Source organism: Martinezella multihospitum (genome assembly GCF_900094585.1).
Taxonomy (GTDB): Bacteria; Pseudomonadota; Alphaproteobacteria; order Rhizobiales; family Rhizobiaceae; genus Rhizobium; species Rhizobium multihospitium.
Genome location: NZ_FMAG01000004.1, coordinates 428,287 through 443,964, shown reverse-complemented (window position 1 = coordinate 443,964; position 15,678 = coordinate 428,287). Strand labels below are relative to the sequence as shown.

Here is a 15,678-nt window from a genome sequence, read left to right as displayed (position 1 = left end):
AGCCTTGACGACCAAGGCAGCGCCAGTCGAGTTTACTCGTAGATGCCCTTTAGGTCATCGGCGAGCGTATCGAGCGTATCCTGAGCTGGAGCACCGTTCACGACGATGTTTTGGACCGCGACCGCAATCGCGTCGCTTGCCTCGCTCAGACGAGGATTGCCCGGAAGCGGCGGCCTCGAGATTGCAAGTGTGTCGATACCGACTTTGTTAGCGGCGACCGTTTCGCCGAGTTTGGCGAGAGGTGCCGCGCGGCAGGGCTGATTGCCGTTAGCCATCATCATCGCTTCGGGTCCGGAACCAGCAAGGTACTTGATAAGCTCATAAGCCTGCTCTTTGTTCTGAGAGCCTTTCAGGATACCTGCACCCCAGTAGAACGACTGGCTGCCTGCGTAGTCGACGCCGCCCTTGCGAAGTTCGTCGAGGATCGGAACGTGGAAGGCAATCGTCCCGCCAGGACCAAGAGCCTGCTGGGATTCGAAGCGCGAGGTGAAGTTGTCATTGCTGACGACCATGGAGAGACGTCCGGACGTGAACATTTGATCGGCGTCGACGCTGGACCAGTTCGGAGGCATGATACCTTCCGCATAGAGGCGGTGCAGGAACTCGGCCGCCTTCACCATTGCGGGGCTGTTGACGACGACTGCTCCTTTTTCGTCGACGATTGATCCTCCAAACATCGCTCCGATGGTGGCAAACCCGGACGGAACCTGGTCGCTGATGCCGCGTACGGCGAAGCCATAGACCTTCTCGCCGTTGGCCTTTGTAAAGGTCGCCCTTTTCGCGGCGTCGTAAAGCTGATCCGGCGTCTTCGGCGGCTGCGTCACGCCTTGGTCCGCGAGATATTTCTTGTTGCCCCAGAAGATCCAGACACCGCAGCGCAAGGGAAGCAGATAGTGCTGGCTATCGATCGTTCCGGCCTCTACCGGAGCCTTCACCCAGTCCTTCGGAAAGCCTTCGACGGCGTTCTTGGCCATGTATTTGTCAAGCGGCTCAAGAAAAGCGGCGAGCCTTGGATTGGCCATCAACTGCGAGACCATGATGATGTCTTCCGCAGACTTGTTTAGCGTTCCCAGGCGCGGCAAAGCCTCGAGAATGCCTGGGCCGGTTTCGACGTTCACCGCGACCTTGACGTTCTTCTCTTTCTCAAAATCGGCGAGTGCGTCCTTTCCGTTCGTGACGCCAACGCCTCGCATCGAGGCTTCGTGGATATTCACGCCGACGACCGTCAGCTTCTTTTCCTGGGCAAGGGCGGCAGACGAAAGCGCCGCCATGAAGGCGACGGACAGAATTCGAATAGTGCGCTTCATTTGTATCCTCCCACACTGTTACGCAATCTCGTACGTTGGAGGCTCCTTCCGGTATAAATTGAAATATGAATTTTGACCGATCCAACGATTTCTTATCACTGTTAGATCGGTCTAAAAATGTCAACTTGTTTTTAGTTATGCTGTTTATTGACAGCTAGACCGGTCTAAATTATCCAAAATGAGATTCTGGAGGAACACCCATGGCAACGCAAAATGAGCCGATTGAACTCGGGATCGGACGACAACTTCTGTTCGACGACCACCTGATTGCGACGCACAGCTTGGAGCGGGTGTTTCATAGGCCCAAGGTGCATCCCGCCACTCCGGTGCTGCGGCCGGAGACGCCGATTGAGATGAACGGGGGATACTGCCCTGTTGCCTGCACCTTCCAGGATGGCGTGTTCTTCGATGCCGAAGATCAGCTCTTCAAAATGACCTACCACGCCGGTTGGTTCGCCTCCACGGCGCTCGCCACCAGCAAGGATGGTATCCACTGGGAACGGCCGATCCTCGACGTCGATGGCATGACCAATCGGATTCTCCCGATCAGCTATCCCCGGATGAGAGATGGCGGCGGCTTCTGGCTCGACACTTTCGCTAAAGATCGCTCCGAGCGTTTCAAGATGATGGTTTATTATCGTCATGGCTCGCATCCGAGCATGCCTTACACAGATTACGACTTCGATGGCGTGAAGGAGCAATTTGCCGAAGTGTACACATCACCGGATGCTATTCACTGGACACAGAGAGGTCGGACGGGCGAGTGCGGCGACAATAGCAACTTCTACTTCAATCCCTTCGACGGGAAATGGTACTATTCGCTCCGCGTGCACGCAGACCGCGGTCGCCAGCGCAGCTACGTCGCACATGATGATTTCGTTGAAGGTCGGGCATGGGAGAAGGAAGACCGGAAGGACCTTGTCGTTCCGGACGAGATAGATCATTCGAACCCTTTGGGAGAAGTACCTTCGGAAATCTATAATTTCGACGCTGTTGCCTATGAAGGCGTCATGCTCGGCATATACGGAATGTTCCGCGGGCCGCAGAATCCCGAGACCTTTTACCGCGGAGTGCCGAAGATCACCGATCTCGAGATCGGCTTCAGCCGCGACGGGCTGGACTGGGTCCGCCCGAACCGTGGTGAACCATTTCTGGCGCCATCGAAAGTGCCAGGAAGCTGGAACAGAGGATATCTCCATGCAACAGGTGGCGTTTGCCTTGTCGTTGGCGATGAACTCTATTTCTACGTCTCGGGTTTCTCAGGTCATTCACCGATGTTGGGCACGCACTCCTACGCCGGTGGATCGGTTGGTCTGGTAACCTTGCGCAGGGACGGCTTCGTCTCGCTTTACGCCAAAGAGACTGGCGAGATGACAACCAAACCACTGGTCTTCCCCGGCGGAAACTTCTTCGTCAACGCTGACTGCGCTGATGGCCGGATGCGGGTCGCTGTCCTTGACGAGCATGGATACACGATCCCCGGCTATGGCGAAGACGACTGTGAGGCGATCACTGTCGACAAGGTAACGCATGGCGTCAGATGGCGGGGTGGCGATCTGAGCGCGTTCGCCGGCCGCCCAGTGAGCTTCCGCTTCCTCCTTGAGAGGACACACCTCTACGCGTTCTGGGTCAGCCGCTCGACCGACGGCAAGAGCGGTGGATATCTTGCCGCCGGGGGGCCGGGCTATTCAGGCGTTATCGATGCGTGATTTTCACGACGGAAGGAAGGCGATCAAATGAACGAAGAGACCGAACGCCGTCTGACGATCGACGACGTCGCCAAAGTGGCAGGAGTGTCGCGTTCGACCGTGTCGCTCGTGCTGCGGAATAGCGGGCTTGTCTCGGAGCGGACAAACATTGCGGTCCGCGAGGCCGCAGAGCGATTAGGATACGTATACAATCGCACCGCCGCTATCAGAGCCCGCCACAGCTATCTTGTCGGCATCATTATTCCCGACCTGACGAACCCGTTTTATTCGGAACTCACCGCGGGCGTCGACCAAATCCTGAACGATAGCGGGTGGATTTCTCTTCTTGGCAACTCGTGGGAATCTCCAGCCAGCCAGGAGAAAATCCTGCGCCGGATGCACGAGCAGAACGTCGACGCCGTTATCGTCTGCCCCGTGACGGCGGCAGACCATACCGCTGCGGAAAACCTCACTCGGTCTGGACTGCGTGTGCTGCAAGTCCTGCGCAGGACTGAGGCGGATACGAGCTATCTTGGGATCGATTATTCCCATGGCGTGGCGCTCGCGGTTGACCACCTCTTCGAACTCGGCCACACCGATATCGTCCTCCTTGGGGGCGATCGGGCGTATTCAGCAGCCACCGAGCGCTATGAAGGATACATGTCGTCCATGCGGTCCCACGGACTAGAACCAAAGCACGTGCCATGCGCGCTTCGACGGTCCGCCGCGGCCGACAAGGTACGGGAACTCTTCGACAAGCAGAACCGGCCGACGGCATTGATCTGCTTCAACGATGTCGTGGCGATCGGCGCCATGGCGACGCTGGAACGAATGGGTCTCAAAGTCGGCCGGGATGTATCCGTCGTCGGCTTCGACAATGTAGCCGATGCGGAATTCGTTCAGCCACCTCTCACCACCGTGGACACACACGCACGCCAGCTCGGCGAACGAGCTGCAATGTTGGTTCTGGACAGTATCCAGAACGGTTCCTCCATTGCGCCCACGACGATCATGGAAACAAGCCTGGTCGTTCGTGATTCCACCGGGAGGGCTCCCTCTCGGGCATGACCGAGATCTAGCCCAGCCATCGGCGTGCAACTCCATACTTTCTCGACGCGAAGACCGACTTCGCATCCCTTCCGTTTGACCAAAGGAATGCTCTGATGAAACCTGATGTCCTTCTCGTCGAGCCCTTGATGCCCGAAATCGAAGATGTTCTGGATGCGAATTACAGGCTGCATCGTCTCTACCGCGCCAGTGACGCTGTAGAGATCGAAGCAGCCTTGTCCCATATCAAGGCGGTAGTAACAGGCGGTGGAAGCGGCCTTTCCAACGACTGGATATCCAAGCTGCCAGCCTTGGGTGTCATCGCCATCAATGGCGTGGGCACCGACAAGGTGGACCTGAAATTTGCGAGAAGCCGCAACATCGGCGTGACGACGACACCCGGCGTTCTAACCGACGACGTGGCTGACATCGGAATTGGGCTAATGCTCGCACTTCTACGGCGCGTTCCCGAAGGCGACCAGTTTGTTCGTCTCGGTCGATGGCCTCAATCTGGGTTTCCGCTTGGAAGAAGCCTCAAGGGAAAGCGGATCGGAATTCTCGGCTTAGGCCAGATCGGCAAGGCTTTCGGCAGGCGGGCCGAAGCATTTGGGATGACGATCAGCTATTGGAACCGCTCGCCCCTCACAGACTGTATTTGGAACTCGTTCCCCTCCCCCGCGGCATTGGCGGCCAACAGCGACGTCCTCGTCGTCTGCATTGCCGCGACCTCTTCCACGCAAGACATTGTAGACGCCACGGTTCTGCGTGCGCTCGGAAAAGATGGCGTGCTGATCAATATCTCGCGTGGCAACGTCGTCGACGAGACTGCTCTTCTCGACGCGTTGAACGACGGAGTGATTGGTGGCGCGGGTCTGGATGTCTTCGTAAACGAGCCGAACATCCGATCCGGATTCAGCAAAGCCCCAAACACCGTTCTCACGCCGCACCAAGGCAGCGCGACATATGAGACCCGTCTCGCCATGGGGAAGCTTGTCGTGGCAAACGTGGACGCATACTTTGCGGGGGCCACGCCACCCACGACAGTGAATTGACACTATCGACGCACGCGGATGTATTCTCGGCGGCGATCGTTGACGTTCGCATGGCTAGTCATGTCGGTGAAAGCCAGGTGATATCCGCGGGGGCAAAGGGTGTGACGATGCCCGCCAATATGGGGAGATCGCAGATTGGAAAGAACTAGGCGGACCGGATAAGCATCGCGGTAAATCGGTTTTGGCGACGCAATGGCACATAAAATCAAAATTGCTATTTTTGAGGTGACAAAATTAACTCGGTCCCGGAACTGAAACCAATAAGGGGACCATAATGGGAATGAAACTTTCATTGACCGGCGCAGGCGCCGCGATCGCCTTACTGCTGTCGAACCAGGCCTTTGCACAGACGGCCGAGGTCATGCACTACTGGACGAGCGGCAGCGAAGCCGCCGCGATCAAGGTCATTGCCGATGACGTCGCGAAAAAGGGCGGAACCTGGAAAGACAGCCCGGTCACGGGTTACGAAGCTGCCCGCGCCGCCGTTCTCAGCCGCCTTGCCGGCGGCGACGCACCCACCTCGATGGTCGTCGATCTCGGCGAAATCAAGCCGCTGGTCGAACAGGGCATCCTGGCGCCGATCGACGACATCGCCTCCACCAAGGGCTGGCAGACCTTTCTGCCCAAGCTGGTCGTCGATAAGGCAAGCGTCGACGGTCATCTCTACGCCGTTCCGGTCGATATCGGCACCGCCAACTGGATGTGGTACTCCACCAAGGTCCTGAACGATGTCGGCGTCAAGCCGCCCACAACCTGGGGCGAATTCTTTGCCGTAGCCGATAAAATCAAGGCCAAGGGCTATGTGCCGCTCGCCTTCGGCGGTCAGGCCTGGCAGGAAGCGCTCGTCTTCCGTTCGATCATGATCGCAACCGGCGGCAACAAGTTCTACACCGACGTCTACACCAAGCACGACGTCGATGCCGCCGGCGGGCCGCTGATGGTGAAATCCTTCGAAACCTTCGCCAAGCTGCGGGGCTACGTCGATGACGGCAACGTCAATCGCAACTGGAACGACGCCACCAACATGGTCATCACCGGCAAGGCTGCAATGCAGATCATGGGCGACTGGGCCAAGGGCGAATTCCAGGCTGCCGGCATGACGCCGGGCAAGGAATATGGCTGCGAGTTGGCACCGGGCACGAATGGCGTGCTGAACATCGTCTCCGACACCTTCGTCTTCCCGGTTGGCGACAAGCCTGAACAGGTCGCGGCCCGCAAGCTGCTGGTCGACGTGATGATCGCACCGGAAACCCAGCTTGCCTTCAACGCAGTCAAGGGCGCCTTGCCACCCCGTATCGACGTAAACCTCGCAAACGCCGACATCTGCACGCAGAAGGCTGCCGGACTGCTCAAGGACCCGAACGCGCTTGCCCCGAACGCCGAGTTGTCCTTCACGAGCGAAACCGTCGGCGCCATCAAGGATCTGGTAACCCAGTTCTGGAGCAACCCGTCGATGACGCCTGCCGATGCCGCCAAGCAATATGCCGACATCGTTGCACGGAACTAGGTCCTGCCGTTAGAGCGCTTCATAGAATCGCTGAAGCGCTCTAACTTTTTGTTTAGACGCAATTCCGGACGAAAAACCGCTGCGCACTTTTCCTGGAATTGCTCTAGGTGTCTGCTGCTCCGGCATGGTTGCCGGAGCAGTTTTGTAAATGAGTTGCGATGTCGACGAACGGGGCAAGCAATGTTTAAAAAGAACCTCGCGGCCAAGCTGACGCTTGTGCCCAGTGCTGTGGTCATCGCCGTGTGCTTCTACGGCACAATCCTCTGGACACTTTATATTTCGCTCACGCATTCGACGATGCTGCCGAACTACAAGTTCTACGGGTTCGGTCAGTATGCGGCGCTGCTGTCCATGCCGCGCTGGCACACGGCCTTCGCCAACATGCTGATCTTCGGCAGTCTGTTCATCGTCGGCTCACTCGTTATCGGCACGACGCTGGCAGCACTTCTCGATCGAAACGTCAAAGCCGAAGGGCTTTTCCGCGTCTTCTTCCTCTATCCGCTTTCCATGTCCTTCGTCGTGACCGGCCTCGCCTGGCAATGGCTGCTGAACCCAACGACCGGTATTGAAGCCCTCGTACGCGGCTTCGGCTGGGAAAGCTTCCAGTTCAACTGGCTGGCGAGCCCGGAAAAGGCGATCTATGCCGTTTCGATCGCCGCCATCTGGCAGTCCTCGGGCCTTGTCATGGCCATCATGCTCGCCGGCCTTCGCGGTGTCGACAGCGACATCTGGCGGGCCGCAAAGATCGACGGCATTCCCGTCTGGCGCTCCTACATCAGCATTGTGCTGCCCATGCTGCGCCCGCTGATCCTCACCTGCGTCATCCTGCTGGCAACCGCGGTGGTGAAGAGCTACGACCTCGTCGTCGCCATGACCGGCGGCGGGCCTGGCATCAGCACCGATGTGCCCGGAAAATTCGTGGTCGACCTGCTGTTCCAGCGCGCCAATATCAGCACGGCGGCAGCCGCGGCGATCCTGATGTTGCTGACTGTGATCTGCGGCCTTTCTCCCTATGTCTATATCGAGCTGAAGAGGCAGAAGCGATGACTGCGACCCCTCTCGTCCAATCCGGCGCTTTGGTAGTCCATGCCGTGCCTCGCACAGCCAAGACAAAGCCCGGCCGTATTCTTCTCTACATCATCCTTTCGCTCGCGCTGGTCTATTACGCAATACCGCTGCTGCTGGTGATCTCCACATCGCTGAAGACGGCTGACGAACTGCGCATCGGCAACATCTTCACCCTGCCCCAGGGGCTGAATTTCGATGCCTGGACGAAGGCATGGCTGACGGCCTGCACGGGCATTCAATGCAACGGCATTCACGGGAATTTCTGGAACTCCGTCGAGATTGTCGTACCCAGCGTGATTTTCTCGATCCTGTTCGGCGCGCTTACCGGTTTCGCGCTGTCGCAGTGGCAGTCGAAGCTAAGCCGCGTCATCCTGCTGTCGCTGATGCTCGGCGCCTTCATTCCCTACCAGGTCATTCTCTATCCGCTGGTCCGAATCTTCAGCACTGTCGGCCTTTACGGCACGCTGCCGGGGATCATCCTGATCCATATCATCTTCGGCCTGCCCTATATGACGCTGCTGTTCTTCAATTTTTACCAGGGCGTACCGCCGGAGCTTTCGAAGGCGGCGAAGATGGATGGCGCCGGCTTCTTCACGATCTTCTTCGAGATCATGCTGCCGATGTCGGTCAACGTCCTCGTCGTCGCCATCATCATGCAGGCAACGGGCATCTGGAACGACTTCCTGCTGGGCCTGATCTTCGCCGGGCGGGATCACCTGCCGATCACGGTGCAGCTCAATAACATCGTCAATACAACAACCGGCGTGAAAGAATATAATGTGAACATGGCTGCGACCTTCCTCACCGCCCTGCCGCCGCTTCTCATCTACATCCTTTCCGGACGCTATTTTGCGCGCGGCCTCGCTGCCGGCGCGGTGAAGGGCTAATGCAATGACACAGATCTCCGTTATCGACGCAAACAAGTCCTTCGGGCAGCAGCATATTCTTCGCGATATCAACCTGTCGGTTGCCAGCGGTGAATTCATCGTCCTGCTCGGCTCTTCGGGCTGCGGAAAGTCGACGCTGCTCAACGTCATCGCCGGCCTTGACGATCTCGACACCGGCAAGATCATCGCCGGCGACCAGGATGTGACCAATGTCGATTCCAGCCGCCGCAACATGTCGATGGTCTTCCAGTCCTACGCGCTCTACCCGACGATGACGGTGCGCAAGAACCTCGGCTTCGGTCTGCGCGTCAACAAGGTGCCGAAGGCCGAAATTGCCACGCGCGTCGAATGGGCAGCCAATCTGCTGCAGCTGACGCCGCTCCTCGATCGCCGCCCATCGCAGCTTTCCGGCGGCCAGCGCCAGCGTGTGGCAATCGGCCGGGCACTGGTACGCCGCAGCCCGATCTGCCTGTTCGACGAACCCCTGTCAAACCTCGATGCCAAGCTGCGCACCGAGATGCGGCTCGAGATCAAGAAGCTGCACCAGGAATTGCGCAGCACGATCGTCTACGTCACCCACGACCAGATCGAGGCGATGACGCTGGCGACCCGCGTCGCCGTCATGAAGAGCGGCAAGATCGAGCAATATGCCTCGCCGGACGAACTCTACGAGAAGCCCGAGACCCTGTTCGTCGCCGGCTTTGTCGGTTCACCGAGCATGAATCTGCTCTCCGCTCGTATCCGGATCGAGGACGGCGAGCCTATGGCTGCCATTGGCGATCACCTGTTACCGATCGACGCCTATCCCTTCCGGCAGCCGGCCGTCGATGGTCAGGAGATCGTCATCGGCTTTAGACCCGAAGACATCCAGCTCGCCGACGAGCGGGCAACGCTGCCGGTGCTTCCAGCGCCGATCACCTTCGTCGAGCCGATGGGCGCGGACACACTTGTCTGGTTTACCCTCGCCGAACAGAAGCTGTCGGTTCGCCTGCCCGCCGCAAAGGCGCGCCGGCTGTCGGGCGAGGCACGCCTGGCATTCAATCCGGCCACAGCCTCGATCTTCTCGAAGGAAAGCGAGCAGCGCCTCTAAAGCAATTCCAGGAAAAGTGTGGAGCGGTTTTCCGTCCGGAATTGCGTAAAAACAAAGGATAGAGTGGTTCAGCGATCCCGTGAAGCGCTGAACCACTCCAGGTGCTGCCTGCCCAGTCGCCGAATGCAGCGATTGCATCCTCATTCTCAGCAAAGCTGCTCAATCAGCCGGTCCATCATGGCATCACAGCGCTGCAGCTCCGCCTCTTCAATATATTCGTCCGGCTGATGCCCCTGGTTCATGTTGCCGGGGCCGATCACTACGGTTTCCAGACCTAGTCCTGTCGCGAACAATCCGGCTTCCGTCCCGAATGACACCTTAGTCGTGGGCGCCTCACCCAGCAGGCGCCTTCCGAAGGAAGCGGCAGGGCTGGCGTCTGAGGTTGCAAGTCCCGGATAAGCATTGAGAACCTCGATTTCGCTCTTGGCACCTGCTGAGGCGCGGATGCGGGACAGGATGTCCTCGATATTATCCTCCGCGAGATGGCGGATCTCGAAATCGACCGAGGCCCTTTCGGCAACGATATTGAGAACCTCACCACCGGCGATCTTACCCGCATGAACGGTCGTGTAGGGGATGTCATAGTCCGCGTCTTGCCAACCGGCTTCAGCGATCTCCCTTTGCGCTGCACGAAGCATGCCGACAAAATCGCAGGCGAGATGGATGGCATTAACGAAACGCGGCGCCAGCGAAGAATGACCGGCCTCGCCACGAAAGCGGGCCTGCGCCGCCAGCTTCCCCTTATGGCCGAGAGCAATCGACATGGACGTCGGCTCGCCAACGATGCAAAGCGACGCCTTGAACTGCTCCTTCATCAAAACATCGATCAGCGACCGAACGCCGACGCAGCCGATCTCTTCGTCATAAGAGAAGGCAATGTGCAGCGGCCGCTTCAATGCCTTTGCATCTATGCGATCTGCGGCGGCAAGCACGCTGGCGAGGAAGCCCTTCATGTCGGTGGAGCCGCGGCCAAACAGCCGCGTGTCCCGCTGCGTCAGCTTGAAAGGATCCGATGTCCACGCCTGTGTCGCAACCGGAACTACGTCTGCGTGGCCGGAGAGGACGATACCATCGTCCTGTTTTGGCCCGATGGTGGCAAACAGGTTCGCCTTTTCTCCGCTGCTGTCATGAACAAGGCGGCACTCGAAGCCACGCTCATTGAGATAGCCGCGCACGAAATCGATCAGCGGCAGGTTGCTGTCGGCGCTGACGGTCGGGAAGGCGACGAGGCGATCAAGCAGATCAAGCGTATTCAAGGCATACTCCCAAAAGGAGGAAGGCCCGCATTCACTGCGAGCCCTCCATCATGGTCTGTCTTCAATGGCGCACTAGTTCACCATCGTCTCTTCGTCGGCCATTGTCTTGTTGATGTCGGCCAGCAGAGCAGCAATGTCCGTCTTCGGAAAGGCCTGGCGGAAGCGCCGGTCGAAGGTGGTGAACATGCCGAAGAAGGAGTTGGCACAATGCTCCAGCATCCGGTCCGCGGCTTCTTCGTCGATCGACAGATGCTTCTGCAGGAACTGGTTGAACTTCGCCCGCGCAATCGGGTTGGCGAGCACGAAGATCGGTTGCGTGTCCCATTTCACTTCCCGGTGGCGCGAGGCGCGCGAACGGATCTGCAGTGGCGCTACCAGGTGAATGGCGCGCGAAGATGAGCCGATTTCGATGCGAACGACATCGTCATCGAGGACCCAGCGGCCCTTGCCGGAATCATAGAGAGCGAAGTCGGCAGCCGGAACGACCAGCGTCACGCGCTTCGATTCACCAGGCTCGAGATGAACCTTGGCGAAGGATTTCAGTTCATGCCTCGGCCGCTGCAGCCTCGGCTTGCTGTAGTTGACATAGAGCTGCGCCGCTTCTTTCCCGGCAACGGCGCCGGTGTTGGTCACCGTGAAACTCGCGACAACGTCTTCACCGGCGTTCAGCTCCGAGCGGTCCAGCTTCAGGTCCGAATAGGCGAAGCTGGTATAGCTGAGGCCAAAACCGAAGGGATATTGCGGCTCGATCTCGCGGGCATCGTACCAACGGTAGCCGACATGAATGCCTTCGCTGTAGTAATGACGGCCATTCTCGCCGGGATAGCTGAGATAGGAAGGCATGTCCTGCATGCGCTTCGGGAAGGTGGTGGTCAGCTTGCCCGACGGATTGACCACGCCGAAGAGAATATCGGCAATGCCGCCACCCGTCGCCTGGCCGGAGAAGAACATCTCGACGATCGACTTCACTTCCGGGATCCACGGCATGACCACCGCGTCCGGGCTGGCGATAGCAACGACGACATTCGGATTGACGGCGGCAACCGCGCTGACGAGCGCATCATGACCCGGCGCAAGATCGAGAGTTGTGCGATCCGAACCTTCGCCGTCATAACCGTTTTCGGTGCAGACGAAGATGACGACGACATCGGCGCCACGCGCACCCTCGACGGCTTCCGCCATCAGCGCCGCACGCTCGCCTTCCACCTCGCTGGTGCCGCGGTACTGATCAACCTTGATCGCATCGCCGGCCAGCTTGACGATCTCGTCGATCGGCACGTCGACGAGGGTCGGCGTCGTGGTCGCACAGCCCGAGCCCTGGATGACCGGAACACCGGCGCCTTCGCCAATCACCACCATCCGTTTGACCTTGGCAGGCGTGATCGGCAGCAACTGGTCGTCGTTCTTTAGGAGGACCATGGATTCCGCCGCCATGCGGCGGGCCAGCTTGTGATGCGCATCGCGGTCGAACACGGTGTCGCGACGTTCGCCGAGCTTGCCGGCGCGCACCAGCGCCAGCACGCGGGCGCAAGCCTCGTCAATAACCGTCATATCGATCTTGCCTGCCTCTATGGCTTCCAGCAGATCGCTCTTGCGCGTTTCGCTTTCCGGCATGTCGAGGTCGTTACCGGCCTTGAGCGACGCGGGGCGATCCTTGATGCCGTGCCAGTCGGACACGACCAGGCCCTCGTAACCCCACTCTTCACGCAGCACCTTGGTCAGCAGCCAATGATCCTCGGCGGCCTGAACACCGTTCAGGCGGTTGTAGGAACTCATGACGGTCCAGGGATTGCTCTTGGCAATCGCCCGCTGGAAGCCCTTCAGATAGATTTCGCGCAGCGCACGCTCGTCGACGACGGAATCCATCGATGTACGTTCGACTTCGGAGTTGTTGCAGGCGAAGTGCTTCAGCGAGGCGCCGACACCATTTTCCTGCAAGCCGTTGATGACGCCGGCAGCGAAATCACCGCTGACGATCGGATCTTCGGCATAATATTCGTAGGAACGGCCGCCGAGCGGCGTGCGGCGGATATTGATGCCCGGGCCGAGCAGCAGGTGCACGCCGAATTCCTGGCATTCCATGGCCAGCGCCGTCCCAAGTTCATGGGCAAGATCGACATCCCAGGAGCAGCCGAGGCTGGAGCCGTTCGGGAAGCAGGTCGCCTGCTTCATCGCGCCCCATGCCACTTCGACATGGCTGGCCCGCTGGCCGACGACGTTGAGGAAAGCGGAGAAGTCGACACCGCCGGCCTGGTCGTTGTCGATCTGATGGATCGAGTAACGCACGCCGTAGGTGCCGTCGGTCATGACGATGCTCGGAATGCCAAGACGCTCGATCGCCTTGGTCTTCCACATGCGATGCCCAGCCAGAAGGGCGACTTTTTCCTCGGTCGTCATTTCCGCGATCAGCGCCGCGAAGTCACCATTCATAAGCTTGTCTGAAGTCACGTCATGTCTCCAAGATATCTCTGCACAGGCAATCCACGGAAGACCGCCAGACCATTACCGCAAAAGCGGTTGCAATCAATCATGGCACCCGGCCGAGCGCAGAGAAATGATCTTTTTCCGAGGCGGCGCTTCGTCAAAAACTTGGCTGTCGGATCAGTCTGGCGCCTTGCGCCGCTCCATGGTGGGCGCAACCATTCCTGGGATATAGGCATCCGACACAAAGGACTGGCAGTGCTGCTGAAACATTTCGATCAGCCGTGACTTGCGGTTCTGATTAAGCGTGATGACTCCGATCACCATTGGCTTCTGACCACCGGAGATTGGAACACGGACCACCGGCCGGCCGTCCATCGCGAGTTGCGAGCGGGGCCGGACATTAGCGATGGTGTAGCCGTAGCCGTTTGCCACCATGGTGCGGATAATATCCTGATGCGCCGAACGCATGACAATAGTCGGCTCGACGCCCGATTTCGCAAACAGTCCGAGGAAATATTCACGGCTGATGGGCAGATCCAGCAGGATCAAGGGTGCATCGACGAGTTCGTCAAGGCTGATGGAAGAATAACGCGCGAAAGGGTGCGCCTCCGCGACAAGGATGTGCGGCGGCAGCGTCGCCAATGGTACGAAGTCGAACCCTTCGGGAATGAGAAGGTCATAGCTCAACGCGACGTCGATCTCGGCATGCTGCAACTTTTCCAGCAGCTCCTCATGATCGCTGACCGTCTGAATGATGCGAGTTTCAGGAAAGGCAGACGTGAAGGAGTGCGAAAGCTCCGGCATGATCATCGAAGCCAGTGTGACCATGCAGCCAAGCGACAGCTGACCTCTGATCTTATCGTTCACTTCAGAAGCGACGGTGTAGATGTTCTCCGCTTGCTCAACGAGCCGCTTCGCCTCAACCAGCATCAATCGCCCGGCCGGCGTTAGCGAAAGCCCTTTCGCGTGATGACGCACGAAGAGCTGCGTTTGCAACTCCGTCTCCAGATGGGTGATCGCCGTCGAAATCGATGGTTGGGAGATGTTCAGCCGCTCCGATGCGAGCGTGATACTTCCCGTCTCCGCAGTCGCAATGAAATATTCGATCTGGCGGAGCGTGTATCTCATCGCACCTTTATAAATCCGCTAGCCAAAAGAACAAGCAACGATCGGCGCGTTATTCATCCCCGGGAACGCCGAAGGACGGAGCGGCACTCGGATCGAGCGCGCGCCTGATATAATCTTCCATCTGCGGCTCATAGACGGACCAGAGATCCCGCAAGGCTGCGATCGGCTGATCATGCCAGTCTACACGCAAATCGACGACCGGCCAGGCGACATCGCGCACGACCTTCAGCCCGGCAGAGCGCACCGGCCCCGCTTCTCCGCCCGCCTCAAGACCAGCAACGAGGGCTTGGATAAGCCGCGATGGCAGGTCGCCCTTGGCAGCGTCGAATGCCGCGATCATCCCTTGTGGCACATCGGTGCTCGCCAGCAGATTGCCGGCGGCAATGCAGCCCGTTCCCTTCGCCATCGCATGGACACCCAGCGTCCGCTCGCCGGAATGACCGGCAACATTGCCGCGTGTATCGACGATGGCCAGCTGCCGATAGGCGGCAAAAGGCGTCGCCGCCACGAGGTGCGCCAGAGCCACATCCGCCGTTGCGCCCGCTGCCAGCATCTCCAGACCCGAAATGCCCAGACTCGGATCGGTGATATTCTGGCTGGCTACGACGCCCGCGCCGGCGCGGGTATGCGAGCAGCGCGCTGCCACAGCCGGCGAGGAGGAGGAGATGGCTATACCGAACATGCCGGTGTCGGCGCAGCGGGCGGCGATGGAGAAGGTCATGGGGTCGCGATACCTTTACTCGGGAATGACGGCGATGGCGTCGACTTCCACCAGCCACTCGGGACGGGCGAGCGCCGAGACAACGATGCCGGTCGAGACCGGGAAGACGCCCTTCAGCCATTTGCCGACGACACGGTAGACGGCCTCGCGATAGCGCGGGTCCACAATATAGATGGTGATCTTGCAGACGTGATCGAGCGACGAGCCGGCTTCTTCCAGCAGCATCTTGATATTGGCCATGGCCTGTTCCGTCTGGCCCGTGACGTCGCCGATGGCGACGCTGGCGGAGCTATCGAGATCCTGACCGATCTGGCCGCGCACGAAGACCATCGTGCCCTTGGCGACAACCGTCTGGCAAAGGTCATTGTCCAGCTTTTGCTCTGGATAGGTGTCTTTCGTATTGAACTTGCGAATGCGGGTATGGGACATGTTCGAATTCCCCGGAATTGAGAAACGTTGCTTCTTGCTACGGTGGCTTGAGGCGAATGCAGAACGTCTTGCTG

Annotated in this window: 13 protein-coding genes; 7 read left to right on the top strand and 6 right to left on the bottom strand. The window is 59.0% G+C overall.

The window, feature by feature from the left end; translation table 11 throughout:
* Positions 1 to 32: 32 nt before the first annotated feature.
* Positions 33 to 1,307: an extracellular solute-binding protein gene (locus GA0061103_RS18195; protein WP_092713531.1), complete on the bottom strand. Its 1,275-nt coding sequence runs from the start codon at positions 1,305 to 1,307 to the stop codon at positions 33 to 35.
* 200 nt (positions 1,308 to 1,507) lie between these two features.
* On the opposite strand from GA0061103_RS18195, the gene GA0061103_RS18190 reads away from it, so the two are divergent.
* The 7 genes from GA0061103_RS18190 (at position 1,508) to GA0061103_RS18160 (ending at position 9,646) form a co-directional block, all read left to right on the top strand.
* Positions 1,508 to 3,016: a hypothetical protein gene (locus GA0061103_RS18190; protein ID WP_092713529.1), complete on the top strand. Its 1,509-nt coding sequence runs from the start codon at positions 1,508 to 1,510 to the stop codon at positions 3,014 to 3,016.
* A gap of 27 nt (positions 3,017 to 3,043) precedes the next feature.
* Positions 3,044 to 4,063: a LacI family DNA-binding transcriptional regulator gene (locus GA0061103_RS18185; protein ID WP_092713527.1), complete on the top strand. Its 1,020-nt coding sequence runs from the start codon at positions 3,044 to 3,046 to the stop codon at positions 4,061 to 4,063.
* Between the two features lie 95 nt (positions 4,064 to 4,158).
* On the top strand, positions 4,159 to 5,094 hold the full coding sequence (locus GA0061103_RS18180; RefSeq protein WP_092713525.1) for a 2-hydroxyacid dehydrogenase: 936 nt from the start codon (positions 4,159 to 4,161) through the stop codon (positions 5,092 to 5,094).
* A gap of 280 nt (positions 5,095 to 5,374) precedes the next feature.
* Positions 5,375 to 6,601, top strand: a complete 1,227-nt coding sequence (locus GA0061103_RS18175; RefSeq protein ID WP_245304789.1) for an ABC transporter substrate-binding protein — start codon at positions 5,375 to 5,377, stop codon at positions 6,599 to 6,601.
* A 180-nt stretch (positions 6,602 to 6,781) separates the two neighbouring features.
* Positions 6,782 to 7,648, top strand: a complete 867-nt coding sequence (locus tag GA0061103_RS18170) for a carbohydrate ABC transporter permease (RefSeq protein WP_092713521.1) — start codon at positions 6,782 to 6,784, stop codon at positions 7,646 to 7,648.
* Positions 7,645 to 8,556, top strand: a complete 912-nt coding sequence (locus tag GA0061103_RS18165; RefSeq protein ID WP_092713519.1) for a carbohydrate ABC transporter permease — start codon at positions 7,645 to 7,647, stop codon at positions 8,554 to 8,556. The genes GA0061103_RS18170 and GA0061103_RS18165 overlap by 4 nt, the downstream gene beginning before the upstream one ends.
* A gap of 4 nt (positions 8,557 to 8,560) precedes the next feature.
* On the top strand, positions 8,561 to 9,646 hold the full coding sequence (locus GA0061103_RS18160; RefSeq protein WP_092713517.1) for an ABC transporter ATP-binding protein: 1,086 nt from the start codon (positions 8,561 to 8,563) through the stop codon (positions 9,644 to 9,646).
* A gap of 146 nt (positions 9,647 to 9,792) precedes the next feature.
* Here GA0061103_RS18160 and argE read toward each other — a convergent pair whose 3' ends face one another.
* The 5 genes from argE to GA0061103_RS18135 all read right to left on the bottom strand — a co-directional run bounded on the left by argE (position 9,793) and on the right by GA0061103_RS18135 (position 15,604).
* Entirely contained in the window at positions 9,793 to 10,902 is a 1,110-nt protein-coding gene (argE, locus tag GA0061103_RS18155) for an acetylornithine deacetylase (RefSeq protein WP_092713515.1), read from the bottom strand.
* A 72-nt stretch (positions 10,903 to 10,974) separates the two neighbouring features.
* The gene (locus GA0061103_RS18150; RefSeq protein WP_092713513.1) at positions 10,975 to 13,332 is read right to left on the bottom strand and encodes a beta-glucosidase family protein; all 2,358 of its coding nucleotides are present in this window, start codon (positions 13,330 to 13,332) and stop codon (positions 10,975 to 10,977) included.
* Between the two features lie 171 nt (positions 13,333 to 13,503).
* On the bottom strand, positions 13,504 to 14,454 hold the full coding sequence (locus tag GA0061103_RS18145) for a LysR family transcriptional regulator (protein WP_092713512.1): 951 nt from the start codon (positions 14,452 to 14,454) through the stop codon (positions 13,504 to 13,506).
* Positions 14,455 to 14,503: 49 nt separating this feature from the next.
* Positions 14,504 to 15,175 carry a DUF1028 domain-containing protein gene (locus tag GA0061103_RS18140; protein WP_092713510.1) on the bottom strand — a complete coding sequence of 224 codons (672 nt, stop codon included), beginning with the start codon at positions 15,173 to 15,175 and terminating at the stop codon, positions 14,504 to 14,506.
* Between the two features lie 15 nt (positions 15,176 to 15,190).
* Entirely contained in the window at positions 15,191 to 15,604 is a 414-nt protein-coding gene (locus GA0061103_RS18135; protein ID WP_092713508.1) for a RidA family protein, read from the bottom strand.
* Positions 15,605 to 15,678 lie beyond the last annotated feature (74 nt).